Genomic DNA, 14282 nt, shown 5'->3' with positions numbered 1-14282 from the left:
CACATTCACCAGAACCACTTTATACTGTTTTCTTCAAGTCGTGACTGGCTGCGGATGTTAAGAAATGAAATACCCGGAACTATAACCTGGTGTAGTCCACTACGGTACACAATCTTGTCAAAAGCCTTGAAAATCCACTAATGACAGCTGATTACTGTAACCTTCCGCTGCCACAACCGTTACGCATTTGCCATTTCATTCATAAGGCATTTGATACACACGGAATAAAGCTTGAAAAGGCGTTCCAGTGAATGTGAAAGAGGCGTTGGTAATTCTTAAGGGGCAAAATTCTGCGTTAGGTTTTCAAAATTTGACTGTCTGAGGCGTATGCCGAGTTTCAAATTTTGAAAGCCTGCTTTTAGCAGAATTTTGCCCCTTTAGAATTGACCAGCCGATGGAACCTGAACAGGAACACCTTTCCAAGCTTTATTCCGGTTCGGGTATCCACAGCCTTTCTGAATTAAATCCCAAATTTATTTTTTCTTTCTCGGCACCACATGCACTGCACCGCCTTCGAGTTCCTCGAGTGCTTCCCCGATTCCTTCATTATAAGTCGGATGCGACCGCATTCCTCTGAGCATCTGCTCTACAGTCAGCCCATTTGTAATTGCAGTCACAAATTCTCCGATCATATCCGTTGCTCTGGCACACATCATCTGAGCTCCCAGGATCTTGCCGGTTGCTTCGTCTGCTACGACTTTGATGAAGCCCCGTTCTTCCTGCGTAATGATAGATTTTCCATTTGCACTCATGATGAACTTGCCGCATTTTACAGCAATTCCATTTTCTTTTGCCTGATCTTCTGTCATTCCTGCAGATGCGATCTCCGGATCTGTATAGACACATCCCGGAACAATACTCAGATCTATGGATGGTTGTTTTCCGGCAAGTTTTTCTGCTACCACGATTCCCTGGGCACTTGCCGCATGTGCGAGCTGTACACCAAAGATCAGATCACCGATTGCATAGACCCCCGGGATGCTGGATTCAAAGTTCGTATTCACCAGCACACGGCCGCGCTCCATATCTGGTTTTACATTTTCCCCAAACAGACCATCCGTATTCGGGCAACGTCCTACTGCACACAAAACGTAATCTGCCGTTACTTCCTGTTCCTGATCCTTCTCTATATAGTGACAGGTACAGGTTCCGTCTTCTGTTGTTACCCCCTGTACTGCAGCCGAAGTATGAATATCAATACCTCTCTTTTTCAAGATCATCTTCAGATTCTGACTGATCTCTTTATCCATATTCGGTACTAACTTTGGCATTGCTTCCAGGATTGTAATCTTGCATCCAAGGTTCGCGTATACTGTGGCAAATTCCACGCTGATAACACCGCCTCCGATAATGATCAGACTCTTCGGAGCTTCTTTCATCGCAAAGAGTGCATCACTGGTTAGGACTCTTTCACTATCCATTCCTGGAATTGGAAGTATTAATGGTTTGGAACCGCTGGCAAGGATAATATTTTCCCCTTCTAGCACAACATCTTCCTGTTCTTTCCTGATCCGCACTTTCTTTTCTTCCAGAAGCGTACCTTTTCCATCGTATACGTCTACGCCATTTGCCTTCAGAAGCTGCTCGACTCCCTGCACCAGTTTGTCCGTTGTTTCTTCTTTATAAGCAACAATTTTTCCGTAATCATATGTTACATCCGAAGCTAATATTCCGAACCTTTCTGCCTCCTGCATTTCTCTGTATAACGAAGACGCATGGATCATTGCTTTTGCCGGAATACATCCACGGTTCAGACAGGTTCCACCGACTCTTCGTTCTTCTATAATTGCCGTCTTAAGCCCGAGCTTTGCAGCTTTGATCGCAGCCACATATCCCCCCGGCCCGGCGCCGATTACCACAACATCATATTTTCCGCTCATTTCATTTTCCTCCTGTAAAATCTGTGATCTTTACAAGGTTTTCTTATCATTCTTATAAATCTGTTTCCTGAATCCAGGCAATCACATCATTCATCATATTTTCGACATTCTCATCCTTCGACCAGAATAATCCAAGCTGCACACACATGGTTTCTTTTCGGTATTTGATTCCTTTTAAAAATTTTGGAATTGCCTCCGCCAGTTCAATGTTCAGCGCATCGGAATAGACTTCCACATCCTTGATCTTTCCTGCATCTACCTGAAACTGCATAGTAATCCCGCCCCATGCAAATCTGTGACTCAGCTCGTACTGGAAGTCCAGTTTTCTTCCATACAGCCATTTCCAGGATGAAAAATGTGCCTTCTTTTCTTCAACCTCATCTGCATCCAGATCTTGCATCTTCTTTTCTTCCGATTTCAGATTATAAACCTCTTCAAAAGATTCGCGAAGTGCCTTCTTTAACTCTTCCAGTGTCAGTTCCGGAAGATATTCCCTCAGATTTGTCACTCTGGATTTTACAGAATCCACACCTTTGGATTTCAACTTATCTTTGGATACGGTCAGATATCGGGACAGTATTTCCTTGTTTACATCTACCATAATGGTTCCGTGATGATAGCAGTGTTTTTCCTGCTCATAAAATGCATTACCGGAGAATTTCTTTCCATCGATCAGGATGTCGTTTCTTCCGGATTTTTCTGCTTTCAATCCCAACCGTCCCATTGCATTTATGATTACCTGTAACTGTTTTTCCAGACTATATTCATCTTTATTTACCAAAAATGTAAAGTTCAGATTTCCCAGATCATGATAGACTGCTCCGCCACCGGAAAGTCTTCTCGCAAGATGACCATTCTCTTCTTCTAATTTTGTAACTTTACATTCTTTCCATGCGTTCTGGTTACGCCCGATTACAACGGTATTCTGATTCTGCCAGAGATACAAAATACACTCTTTATCCTCACAGTGGAGGAGTAAATACTCCTCCACTGCAAGATTCTTATATGGGTTCACCTGATCGCTTTCTATATATGTAAGCTTTGTGACCATAACTGTTCCTCTCTTCACTTTTCCTTAAAACGCATACCTCAGATGCGGATGTCTTGCCGCATTGACTTCATCCAGTCTTGTCACCGGAGTCGTCACAGGAGCCTGGTGTAATTTTTCAGGATCTGTTCCTGCCAGTTCGTATAACTTACGGAATACTGCGATCGCATCATCCAGCGTTTCTTTCGATTCGGTCTCGGTTGGCTCTACCATCAGTGCTTCATCCACGATCAATGGGAAATACATTGTAGGCGGATGAATACCATTGTCCAGCAGACCTTTTGCGATATCCATTGCCGAGATACCGGTCTTCTTTTTCAGATCTGCAAGACTCATAACAAATTCATGCATACAGATCTCATCATATGCCATCGGATACAGATCTTTTAATTTGTTCATCATGTAGTTGGCATTCAGTACTGCATTCTGACTTGCTTCCGGGATGCCTTCTCTTCCGAGTGTCTTGATATAGGTCAGAGCCTTTACTACTACAAGGAAGTTGCCGTAGAAGCTCTTCATCTCACCGATACTGTTTGCCGGTTTTTCCAGATGTAACGTCTCTTCACCTTCCACCAGATAAGATGGCAAGAAGTCGGATAACATTTCCTTACATCCGACCGGGCCGCTTCCCGGGCCGCCGCCGCCATGTGGTGTGGAGAATGTCTTGTGAAGATTCAGATGGATAACATCGAATCCCATATCGCCAGGACGTACCGTGCCCATAACTGCATTTAAGTTTGCCCCGTCATAATAGCAGAGGCCGCCGCATTCATGAATGATATCTGTAATCTCCAGAATGTTCTTATCAAAGAGACCGACTGTGTTCGGATTGGTAAGCATCAGTCCTGCTACATCGTCTCCTGCTGCCTCTCTTAATTTCTCAATATCTACGCCTCCATCCGGTGCAGATGGAATGCTGACAACTTTATATCCGGCCATCGCTGCACTTGCCGGGTTCGTTCCATGTGCAGAATCCGGTACCAAAATCTTTGTTCTCTTCTCATCATTTCTGCTCTCATGATAAGCTTTGATCAGAAGAAGTCCCGTAAATTCTCCGTGCGCTCCTGCTGCCGGCTGTAACGTCATACGATCCATTCCCGTGATCTCACAAAGGGAATTCTCAATCTCCCCAATAACCTCCAGACATCCCTGTACGGTATGCTCCGGCTGTAACGGATGGATTTCTGTAAATCCAGGCAGTGAAGCCATATCTTCATTGATCTTTGGATTATACTTCATCGTACATGACCCAAGTGGATAGAACCCGTCATTCACGCCGTGTGATTTCTTTGCGAGTTCTGTATAGTGTCTGCTCAATTCACCTTCGGACAATTCCGGAAGGTGAAGCGGCTGTTCTCTTTTATCTTTTTCTTCCGGTAAGTAGATTTCTACATCTGATGTCGGTAACAGGTCGCAGCCTCTTCCCGGTCTGCTTTTTTCAAATATTAACATCCCTGCACCTCCCTTAAGATATGGACTGCCTGATCCATCTCTTCTTTTGTATTGACCTCGGTGCAGCACCACAGAATATGATGCTCATCTAACGGATATCCGCCAAGGATTCCTTCTTCTTCCAATGCTCTTAATATCTTATCCGAATCCACTTCTGATCTGGTGACAAATTCATGGAAGAACTCTGCCTGGTTACAAACTGTCAGACCGATTTCTTCCAGTTTCTCTGCAAAATAATGTGCTTTAGACATAGACAGAATTGCTGCCTGTCTGACACCTTCATTTCCCATCGTTGCAAGATAAATACCGACTGCCAGTGCACAAAGTGCCTGGTTCGAACAGATATTGCTGGATGCTTTTTCTCTCCGGATATGCTGTTCTCTTGCCTGAAGCGTCAATACATATCCGGTCTTTCCGTTATGATCGACTGTCTCACCAACAATTCTTCCAGGAAGTTTTCTCATCATTGCTTCCTTACTTGCCATGAATCCGAGATAAGGGCCTCCGAATCCAAGTGAAAGCCCAAGCGGCTGTCCTTCACCAACTGCCACATCTGCTCCATATTCTGCAGGAGTCTTTATCACTCCAAGTGAAATCGGGTTCACACCCATCACATATTTGGCTCCTACCTCATGTGCGATCTTGCCAATCTCTTCTGCGTCTTCCAGATTACCGTAATAGTTCGGATGCTGGATATATACGCAGGCTGTCTGTGCATCGATGTGTTCCTTTAAATATTCTTTATCCGTCAGTCCGTCTTTTTCCGGAATAACTTCGAGTTCCATTCCATTTCCAAAGCAGTAGGTCTCTACCACTTCCAGTACATATGGCGGAACAGTTCCTGATATCAACGCTTTATGTTTCTTTCTTTCCTGACACATTGCAACACCTTCTGCCGCTGCAGTTGCACCGTCATATACAGAGGCATTGGATACATCCATTCCGGTCAGATCACAGATCATCGTCTGATATTCGAAGATTGACTGTAAGATTCCCTGACTGATCTCTGCCTGATATGGCGTATATGCTGTCAGCAGATTTTCTTTGGATGTCACATTTTTTACCATGGCCGGGATAAAATGTCTGTAAGCTCCGGCTCCGCGGAAAATTGTCCGGAACACCTGGTTCTTTTCTGCAATCTGTTCCATCTCGCGCCGTACTTCAAACTCTGTCTTTCCCTTCGGAATATTCAGTTCCCCTTTTAATTTTACTTCTTCCGGAATATGTGCAAATAAGTCCTCAATGGACGAATAGCCGATTTCCCGAAGCATTTTTTTCCGTTCTTCTAACGTATTCGGTACATAGCTTCCCATCGCTTTTTCACCGCCTTTTTCAATGACTTGGGTTTATTCCTGCTCGCTTTCCACAAATGCTTTGTATTCTTCTGCAGTTAAGAGTTCTTCTGTTGCTGATACATCTTTTACTTTGATGAACCATGCTTCATAAGCATCGTCATTGATCAGTTCCGGTGAATCTAAGAGTTCTTCGTTAATCTCCGTTACTTCTCCCGTTACCGGTGAATAGACATCGGATACTGCTTTCACAGATTCTACGTCTCCGAATACTTCTCCTGCTTCTACGGTATCTCCTACTTCCGGAAGGTTAACAAATACTAGATCTCCAAGTTCTGACTGTGCATAATCTGTCAATCCTACAACTGCTGTATCTCCGTCTAATGCTATCCATTCGTGTGATTTTGAATATTTTAATTCTTCTTTTAAAATCATGATATTATTCTCCTTTATATCTTTTTATTATATCTTTTTATTTTTCTCTTTTATAAAACGGAAGTGCAACCACCTCTGCTGCCACTCTTCTTCCTCGCACATCTGCCTCTACTGTATCCCCAATTTCTACAGAATCAGCATCAACGAGTGCCATTGCGATTGGATATCCAAGATACGGACAATGTGTTCCACTTGTTGTATGTCCGATTTTCTTATCGCCTACGTATACATCCTGATGTTCACGGATGATTCCTCTTCCCGTTACTTTAAGACCGATTCGTTTGATGGATGGAGTCCCCTTCTCCTCTAAAGCTGATTTCCCAATAAAATCATTCTTTGCCATCTTCACTGCGAATTTAAGTCCCGTCTCCAGTGGAGTGATGTCATCGTTCATCTCGTGTCCGTATAACGGCATCGCTGCTTCCATACGAAGTGTATCTCTTGCACCCAGTCCGCAAGGAATCAGTCCTTCTTCTTTTCCTGCTTCTAACAGTGTATTCCACATTTCTTCTGCTTTCTCACTTGCCAGATACAGTTCCACGCCATCTTCACCTGTGTATCCTGTCTTGGAAACGATACATGGGATTCCGGCAACTTCAGCATCGAATACTGCATGATAATATTTCTCCGGAATATTCTCTTCTGCGGTCAGCTTCTTAAGGATCTCCATTGCTTTCGGTCCCTGCAGTGCAAGCTGTGCATACTCAGATGATACATCTTTGAATGTTACTTTGCCAAACTGATGACGTAACATCCACTGATAATCTTTGTCTTTATTTGCTGCGTTTACAACGATAAAGTAGTGTTCATCCGATTTCTTATATACGATCAGGTCATCCACTGTCCCGCCGTGTTCATTACACATCGGGCTGTATCTTGCCTGTCCGTCTACCATATTGGTAAAATCATTCGTCAGGATCTGATTCAGATTCGCCAGTGCATCTTTCCCTTCACATAATACTTCTCCCATATGTGAGACATCAAAAAGTCCTGCCTGTGTACGTACTGCCATATGTTCTTTGATCACACCTGTTTCATACTGTACCGGAAGAAGATATCCCCCAAATTCTACAATCTTTCCACCGGCTTTTACATGCGCATCATAAAGTGGAGTCTTTAATTCCATTGCCAACACCTCCTAGTTGTAAAGTGGATACTTACCACAGATTTCATTTACTGCTTCACGGATCTCATCTGCTTTTGTATCAAAATCTGTAACCGTCATCTTGATCAGTTTTGCGATGGTCTTCATATCTTCTTCTTTCAGACCTCTCGTTGTCACTGCCGGTGTTCCGATACGGATTCCGCTTGTCACAAACGGGCTGGCCGGATCGTTCGGCACTGCATTTTTATTAACTGTGATATAGACTTCATCCAGTCTGTTCTGCAGCTCTTTTCCTGTGATATTCATATTCTGCAGATCCACTAACATCAGATGATTGTCTGTTCCGCCACTTACCAGATTGAATCCTTCGTCGATCATTGCCTGTGCAAGTGCTTTCGCATTTTTGATCACCTGCTGCTGATATTCTTTGAACTCCGGTTTTAAAGCTTCTCCGAAACAGATGGCCTTTGCAGCAATAATATGCATTAGTGGTCCTCCCTGTGTTCCAGGGAAAATGGCTTTGTTGATCGCTTTTGCGTATTTCTCTTTACACATGATCATACCGCCTCTCGGACCTCTGAGCGTCTTATGCGTGGTCGTGGTTACAACATCTGCGTATGGAACCGGACTCTGGTGCAGTCCAGCTGCCACAAGTCCTGCAATGTGTGCCATATCTACAAACAGATATGCTCCTACCTCCTTTGCGATATCTTCAAAGATATCAAACCGGATCTCTCTCGGATATGCAGATGCGCCTGCAACGATCATCTTTGGTTTGCATTCCTGTGCGATCTTACGGATCTCATCGTAATCCAGATATCCATCGTCGTTCACATTATATGGTACGAAATGATATAAGATTCCGGATAAATTCACCGGTGAACCATGTGTCAGGTGTCCGCCATGTGCAAGGTTCAGACCCATAACGGTATCGCCTGGTTCGAGAAGTGCCTGATACACTGCAGTATTGGCATTGGCTCCGGAATGCGGCTGTACACATACATGCTCACATCCAAATAATTCTTTTGCTCTTTCAATTGCCAGATTCTCCAGAATGTCTACATCTTCGCATCCGCCGTAATATCTTTTTCCCGGATAACCTTCTGCATACTTATTGGTCGGTACGGTTCCCATTGCCAGCATCACTGCCGGGCTTACAATATTTTCAGATGCGATCAGTTCCAGATTTCTTCTCTGTCTGCCAAGCTCTAATGAAAGTGCTTCCCCAACTTCTTTGTCACATTCTGTGATGTAATTTGTTACATCTTCGATTCTGTTCATTTTTGTTTTACCTCCTTCGGAATCTGCCTGCTTTTCATGCCCATTCCCCATTTTGAGCACTAAAAAAGCAGGCAAAAAATACTTTCTTTTCAAAAGTGTTTTTTGTCTGCCTCTGTCCTTTTACCTGAAAGATTACTTCTTCGGTACAATTCTTATTGTTCTCCAGAGCGTCGTCCGAATTCGTTCCATTTTACCTGAGAGTTTCTGCATGCCCCTTCGGCTCCTATGCTGCGTGCTATCTCCACTTTCTCATTTATGCACTTTGTACATAGGTATCTCACAAATTCATCCATCAACTATGCAATTAGCATAACAGGTTATCTTCTCTAAGTCAACATTAAATCCATAAGTTAATTTTTTATCACAAAAATGGTATCTTCTAAAGTTTATTCACTGCTTCCGCAAGATAATCATTGCTTACTTCTGCAAAGTTCTCATTCTCCACTGCCTCTGCAAGACTTGCATCGATCGGCATCTTACCGATGACCGGAACGCCGAGTTCTTCTGCCACTTCGTCGATGTGGCTCTCGCCGAATACGGAGATCTTACGTCCGCAGTCCGGACATTCCAGATAACTGTAGTTCTCCACGATTCCGAGTACCGGGATATCCATCTGTCCTGCCATGTTGTAAGCTTTCTTTACGATCATGCGTACCAGATCCTGCGGAGAAGTTACGATCACGATGCCTTCTACCGGAAGGGACTGGAATACGGTAAGCGGTACATCACCGGTTCCCGGCGGCATGTCTACGAAGAGATAATCCAGTTCTCCCCATGCAACATCTGTCCAGAACTGTGTGACAACACCTGAAATGACCGGACCTCTCCAGATAACCGGAGCATCTTCTTCCGGAAGTAAAAGGTTGATGGACATGATCTTCGTTCCATCCTTTGCCTCACATGGGAAAATATTTTCTCCATCCCCTTTTGCTTTTTCATGGATTCCATACATCTTCGGAATGGATGGACCTGTGATATCTGCGTCCATGATACCTACAGAAAATCCCTGTTCTCTCATCAGCCTTGCAAGCGATGCGGTAACCATAGATTTTCCAACACCGCCTTTTCCGCTGACAACTGCGATCACATGGTTGATGTGTGATTTTTTATTTTCCGGTTTGATCAGACTCTGCGGTTTGCTTCCGCATTCACCTGCATGGGAACAGCCCGCACAATCGGACGGACTGCAGCCTGTTTTTTGTTCTTCTGCCATTTGTCTTACTCCTCTACAGCCGCAATAAGTTCTACTTCACACAGAACTCCCTTTGGAAGTGTCTTTACTGCAACACAGCTTCTTGCCGGTTTTGATGTAAAGTATTTTCCATATACTTCGTTGAATGCTGCAAAGTCACTCATATCTGCAAGAAAGCATGTTGTCTTTAATACCTTGTCAAATGATGTTCCAGCTTCTTTTAAGACCTCTCCTAAGTTCTTGCATACCTGCTCTGTCTGTGCTTCAATTGTAGTTGCTTCTACATCATTCACTTCCGGATTGATTGCGATCTGTCCTGCTGTATACAGTACTCCGTTGTGTACATATCCTTGTGAGTATGGTCCAAGTGCCTTTGGTGCTTTTTCTGTTGCTACGATTTTCATAATGTTATTTCTCCTTTGCTACTTCATATAATTTCTGTGCAATACACACATCAAATAATCCCATTCCAACCGATTTGAAATATGTTGTCTGACCTTCTTTGATCTCTTTTTCCCCCGATACGAGATATTCATGCATCAGTTTTATGCGGTCTTTTGTAAGTTTTCCACTTGCCAGGGGCTGGCTTAGATCTCCGCTTTCCTCACATGCGTATGGCAGTTCAATGTATACATTGTCCACCAGATCCAGTACTGCATCCGGGATTTCCCTCATCTCCGGCATATAAGAGCCGATCGCAATGATGCATTTTCCTCTCAGAAGTTCTTTGTCATCCGGAAGAACAGGTGTGGTAGAAGGAGTTGTTGTACAGATGATATCACTGTTTCGTACAAGCTCTTCCACTGCTTTACATTGTACTACCTTTACGTCTTCCTTATCAATAACTTTTTTCAGTCTTTCCAGATAATCTGTCAGATCACGGTCACTGTGGTTGAACACATATACGGTATGGATATCTCTTGCCGCACATGCATACACAGCCTGATGGAATCCCTGCATTCCTGCTCCGATGATTCCAACCGTATGGCAGTCCTTTCTTGACAGATGGCGGATTCCCACACCACCGACAGCTCCGGTTCTCCATGCGGTTACCGACTGCCCGTCCATAACAGCAAGCGGCGCGCCTGTCGTATAATCATTCAGTAACACGATACCATCTATCGACGGCAATCCCAGTTTAGAATTCTCCGGGAAGATCGACAGGATCTTTGTCCCTATGATATCCTTTGTGTAACATGGCATATACATGAGCTGCTTATTTTCATGTTCTACCGTCGGTCTTGGCGGCATATAGAACTCACCTGATCCATAGATCCGGTATGCCTCTTCGATCTGATCCATCATCTGATCCGGATCGACCATTTTTTCGATCTGCTCCTTGCTTAATACGATCATTTTACATTTCCTCCAGTTCTTTTTGTTCCCTTGTGACATCTCTCAGCCACTTGTATGTCAAATACCGCTTTAAAGTAATCGGTACTTTGATCAGTTCATCACTCATCAGTATAACATATACGACCGGCACACTGGCATGCAAAATAAATGCCGCCACTGCCCCGAGTAAAATGGAGAATCCCCACATCGTCGATACATCCATGATCAATCCGAATTTCGTATCCCCGCCTGCACGGAATACCCCCACTACCATTGTGGTATTAAATGCCTGTGCCACAGTAAAATACGACATAACGAAGAACATGAAACTTAAGTAATTCTTTGCCGGTCCGGTCAGTGCCAGATTCGCATTGGCGATTGGTGCCGAGATCAGTATCAGCACACCACCCAGGATTCCAAGAATCAGACTTAACCACACGAAACGTTTTCCGTATGCCTTTGCCAGTTCCATCTTGCCTTCCCCGATCGTCTTGCCGAGATAGATCGCCGTTGCATGGGAAATCCCGAATGTTACGACTGTTGCAAGCTGTCTTGCCACCTGCGCCACCGAGTTGGCTGCCACTGCTGCGCTTCCAAGATGCCCGATCACCGCCGTATTCGCCGACGTTCCCAGTCCCCACATCAGTTCATTTAATACCACCGGCATAGAATAAACTGCGAAATCTTTTAACAGAACCTTATCGATCTTCACCATATCTTTAAGCCGAATCCTTACTACTTTATTTCGGAAGATGGCATAAACGAGAACCATCACTGTCTCGGCTGCTCTGGCACACAGCGTACCGATTGCCGCACCCCTTACTCCCATTACCGGGAATCCAAATAGTCCGAAGATCAGGACCGCATTTACCACAATATTCATCAGCAATGAAATCAGATAAATAAATGTAGCCACCATTACCCTCTCGATACTGCGCATAATATTCAGATACACCTGTGTCACCGCCATGAACACATAAGAAAATCCTACGATTCTTAAATACTTTACTCCTTCTGCAATAACTTCCGGATCAGAGGTATAGATCCGCATCAGTGTCTCCGGCATGCCAAGGGCTGCTGCTGCGAATACTACTGCAACGATAAGTCCGGCACTTAATCCCATACCCAGAACTTTCTCTATCGTTCTGGTATCTTTCTTTCCCCAGTACTGCGCCGTCAGAACGGTTGCTCCGGAAGTCACTCCGTAAAAGATCAGTGTCATTATATACTGGATCTGTCCTGCAAGAGATGCACCGGATAATACTTTCTCTCCGACTTTTCCGAGCATGATCACATCCGTTGCCGTGACTCCTACATTGATCAGATTCTGGATTGCGATCGGGATGACCAGAGCGAATACATTCCGGTAGAATTGCTTCCAGTTGATTGTTTTTGTATATTTACTTTTTTCTTCCATTTATTTTTTCTCTGCTCCTATTTATTCTTATCACATTTTCTTCCTCTCTGCAGATAATACACCGCAAGCTGTGTCCGATCTCTTAATTCCAGTTTCTCGAGCACATTGCTGATATAATTCCGGACCGTTCCTTCGCTTAAGCAGACTTTCTCCGATATCTCTTTGTTACTGAGTCCCTCAGCAACCAGTGCTGTGATCTCCAGTTCCCGTTCTCCGATTCCGTAACTGTTCCAGTCAAATGTCTGCTCTTTTTCTTTCTGCTCTTTCTGAAGCAATCCCGGGATTCTGGACATAATCTCAGTTCCGAATACGGTCTGATTCATTTGCACCGCCTGCAATGCCGGAAGGATACTGCCGTAATCCTGTTTTATCAGATATCCTTTCACACCATATTTTAATGCTTTTACGATGTACGCATCATCGGAAAACGTGGTAAGCAAAAGAATCTTTGCATCCGTATGCCTTTTCAAAATCTGTTCTGCGGCATCCAGACCGTTCATGTCCTTCATACGGATGTCCATCAGAAGAACATCCGGCAGCAGTTCATCATATAACCGGACGGCATCTTTTCCATCCTGTCCGGTGCCGGTTACTTCTACTTCTCCTCCTGCTTCCAGGATTGTCTTTAACGCACTGGACACCAGGATATCATCATCTACAATTACTATCTTCATCTTTTCCCCTCATTTTTTGGAACCGTAATAAATATCCGGAAGCCATTTTCTTTCTGAATCTGTATGGTTCCGCCCAGTATGCGGACACGTTTTTTCATATTCTTGATTCCGATTCCGCTGCATTCTGTGTTTTCTGTTTTTCGAGTGTTTCCGGTCTTTCCAGCACTTTCCTTCTCTGCATATTCTTCTCGGTCTCCGTTTGGCCGGATCCGCTCATCTAACGTTCCATTATCTTCTATGATCAGCTGATATAGTCCGGGATGTTCTCTTGCCAAAATCTTCACCTCATTTGCATTGCTGTGGCGCATCACGTTATTCAGTGCCTCTTTCGTAATGGCTATAAAGCTGTATTTGATCTCTTTTGGAATATCATATCCCATATCATAAGTAAGCTGTACCGGACAAAAACGGAATTCTTCTGCCAGCGATTCCATCACTTCTTTTAAATTTACCGACTCATCATGCAGATCATGCACGCTCTGTCTTACATTCGTCATGGCTTCGTTCAGCGTCTGATCCAGCTGCTCCATCGGGACTTTCAGATTCTCAGCCTGATTAACAGTCTTTAACGCTCCCACCATCAGGATGGATCGCGACAGCATATGTCCCACATTGTCATGGATCTCTCTGGCGATACGATTCCGTTCTTTCAGTGTGGCCAGATATACTTCTGTGTCCTGCTTTTCCAGCAGATCCTGATTCTTCTTTTCCAGCATCAGTGTCAGTTCTCTGCTGTCATCTCTGGCCCTTTTATATTCCTGCTCCAATTCATTTAGCCTCCTGGTCCGTCCATATAACAGAACTGCTGCTGCCAGTCCGGCAACAATAAGCATCTCTTTTTCCAGCCCGTAATATTCCCGGAACGCCGGCGCCTCACAGGCCACGATTATACCACCAACCCCTATATAAACCGGAGAATAAAAGCATAGCATATTATATAAAACTACCGGAAGAAACATCCACATTTCTTTAAAAACAATTCCAGCTGCCACGAAAGCAATCGTCATAATGTAATGCAGATACTTTTCTTTCCCTACCAGATTCACACAGGTATAGATACACGCAAACAGAATAGTGATAACCGCCGGAATCCCTGTTTCCGCTGTTACCAGAAGTCCTGCTCCGTAAAGGAACAAAAATCCTTCATCTGTTATCTTTCTCATTCTTTTCT

13 protein-coding genes and 1 riboswitch are annotated in these 14282 nt (G+C 44.1%); all 13 genes read right to left on the bottom strand.

Annotated features, from left to right (window positions below; translation table 11 throughout):
- Window positions 1-473: 473 nt before the first annotated feature.
- On the bottom strand, window positions 474-1880 hold the full coding sequence (gene lpdA, locus OCV72_RS01960) for a dihydrolipoyl dehydrogenase (RefSeq protein WP_055281511.1): 1407 nt from the start codon (window positions 1878-1880) through the stop codon (window positions 474-476).
- 52 nt (window positions 1881-1932) lie between these two features.
- Window positions 1933-2931, bottom strand: a complete 999-nt coding sequence (locus tag OCV72_RS01955; protein WP_055281508.1) for a lipoate--protein ligase — start codon at window positions 2929-2931, stop codon at window positions 1933-1935.
- A 24-nt stretch (window positions 2932-2955) separates the two neighbouring features.
- Window positions 2956-4380 (bottom strand): aminomethyl-transferring glycine dehydrogenase subunit GcvPB, encoded by a 1425-nt coding sequence (gene gcvPB, locus OCV72_RS01950; RefSeq protein ID WP_055281506.1) that lies wholly within the window; start codon window positions 4378-4380, stop codon window positions 2956-2958.
- The gene (gene gcvPA, locus OCV72_RS01945; RefSeq protein ID WP_055281504.1) at window positions 4374-5693 is read right to left on the bottom strand and encodes an aminomethyl-transferring glycine dehydrogenase subunit GcvPA; all 1320 of its coding nucleotides are present in this window, start codon (window positions 5691-5693) and stop codon (window positions 4374-4376) included. Before gcvPA ends, gcvPB begins: the two co-directional genes overlap by 7 nt.
- A gap of 33 nt (window positions 5694-5726) precedes the next feature.
- Window positions 5727-6107, bottom strand: coding sequence for a glycine cleavage system protein GcvH (gene gcvH / locus OCV72_RS01940; protein ID WP_055281502.1), 381 nt, complete (start codon window positions 6105-6107; stop codon window positions 5727-5729).
- Window positions 6108-6144: 37 nt separating this feature from the next.
- Window positions 6145-7233: a glycine cleavage system aminomethyltransferase GcvT gene (gcvT, locus tag OCV72_RS01935; protein ID WP_055281500.1), complete on the bottom strand. Its 1089-nt coding sequence runs from the start codon at window positions 7231-7233 to the stop codon at window positions 6145-6147.
- Window positions 7234-7245: 12 nt separating this feature from the next.
- Complete coding sequence (locus OCV72_RS01930) at window positions 7246-8493, bottom strand: serine hydroxymethyltransferase (RefSeq protein WP_055281498.1); 1248 nt, start codon at window positions 8491-8493, stop codon at window positions 7246-7248.
- Window positions 8494-8595: 102 nt separating this feature from the next.
- Window positions 8596-8669, bottom strand: a riboswitch (glycine riboswitch).
- 203 nt (window positions 8670-8872) lie between these two features.
- Window positions 8873-9706 carry an Mrp/NBP35 family ATP-binding protein gene (locus tag OCV72_RS01925; RefSeq protein WP_055281496.1) on the bottom strand — a complete coding sequence of 278 codons (834 nt, stop codon included), beginning with the start codon at window positions 9704-9706 and terminating at the stop codon, window positions 8873-8875.
- A gap of 5 nt (window positions 9707-9711) precedes the next feature.
- Entirely contained in the window at window positions 9712-10089 is a 378-nt protein-coding gene (locus OCV72_RS01920) for a RidA family protein (protein ID WP_006428875.1), read from the bottom strand.
- A gap of 4 nt (window positions 10090-10093) precedes the next feature.
- Window positions 10094-11041, bottom strand: a complete 948-nt coding sequence (locus OCV72_RS01915; RefSeq protein ID WP_055281493.1) for an ornithine cyclodeaminase family protein — start codon at window positions 11039-11041, stop codon at window positions 10094-10096.
- 1 nt (window position 11042) lies between these two features.
- Entirely contained in the window at window positions 11043-12437 is a 1395-nt protein-coding gene (locus tag OCV72_RS01910; protein ID WP_055281491.1) for an MATE family efflux transporter, read from the bottom strand.
- 17 nt (window positions 12438-12454) lie between these two features.
- A complete protein-coding gene (locus tag OCV72_RS01905; protein ID WP_055281489.1) occupies window positions 12455-13111 on the bottom strand; it encodes a response regulator transcription factor in 657 nt (218 codons plus the stop codon).
- Window positions 13108-14274 (bottom strand): sensor histidine kinase, encoded by a 1167-nt coding sequence (locus tag OCV72_RS01900; RefSeq protein WP_055281487.1) that lies wholly within the window; start codon window positions 14272-14274, stop codon window positions 13108-13110. Before OCV72_RS01900 ends, OCV72_RS01905 begins: the two co-directional genes overlap by 4 nt.
- Window positions 14275-14282 lie beyond the last annotated feature (8 nt).

The organism is Dorea amylophila (assembly GCF_025567265.1).
Lineage (GTDB): Bacteria > Bacillota > Clostridia > Lachnospirales > Lachnospiraceae > Dorea_A > Dorea_A amylophila.
Note: the sequence above shows the minus strand (reverse complement) of the source record. Positions and strands in the feature narration are given on the sequence as shown.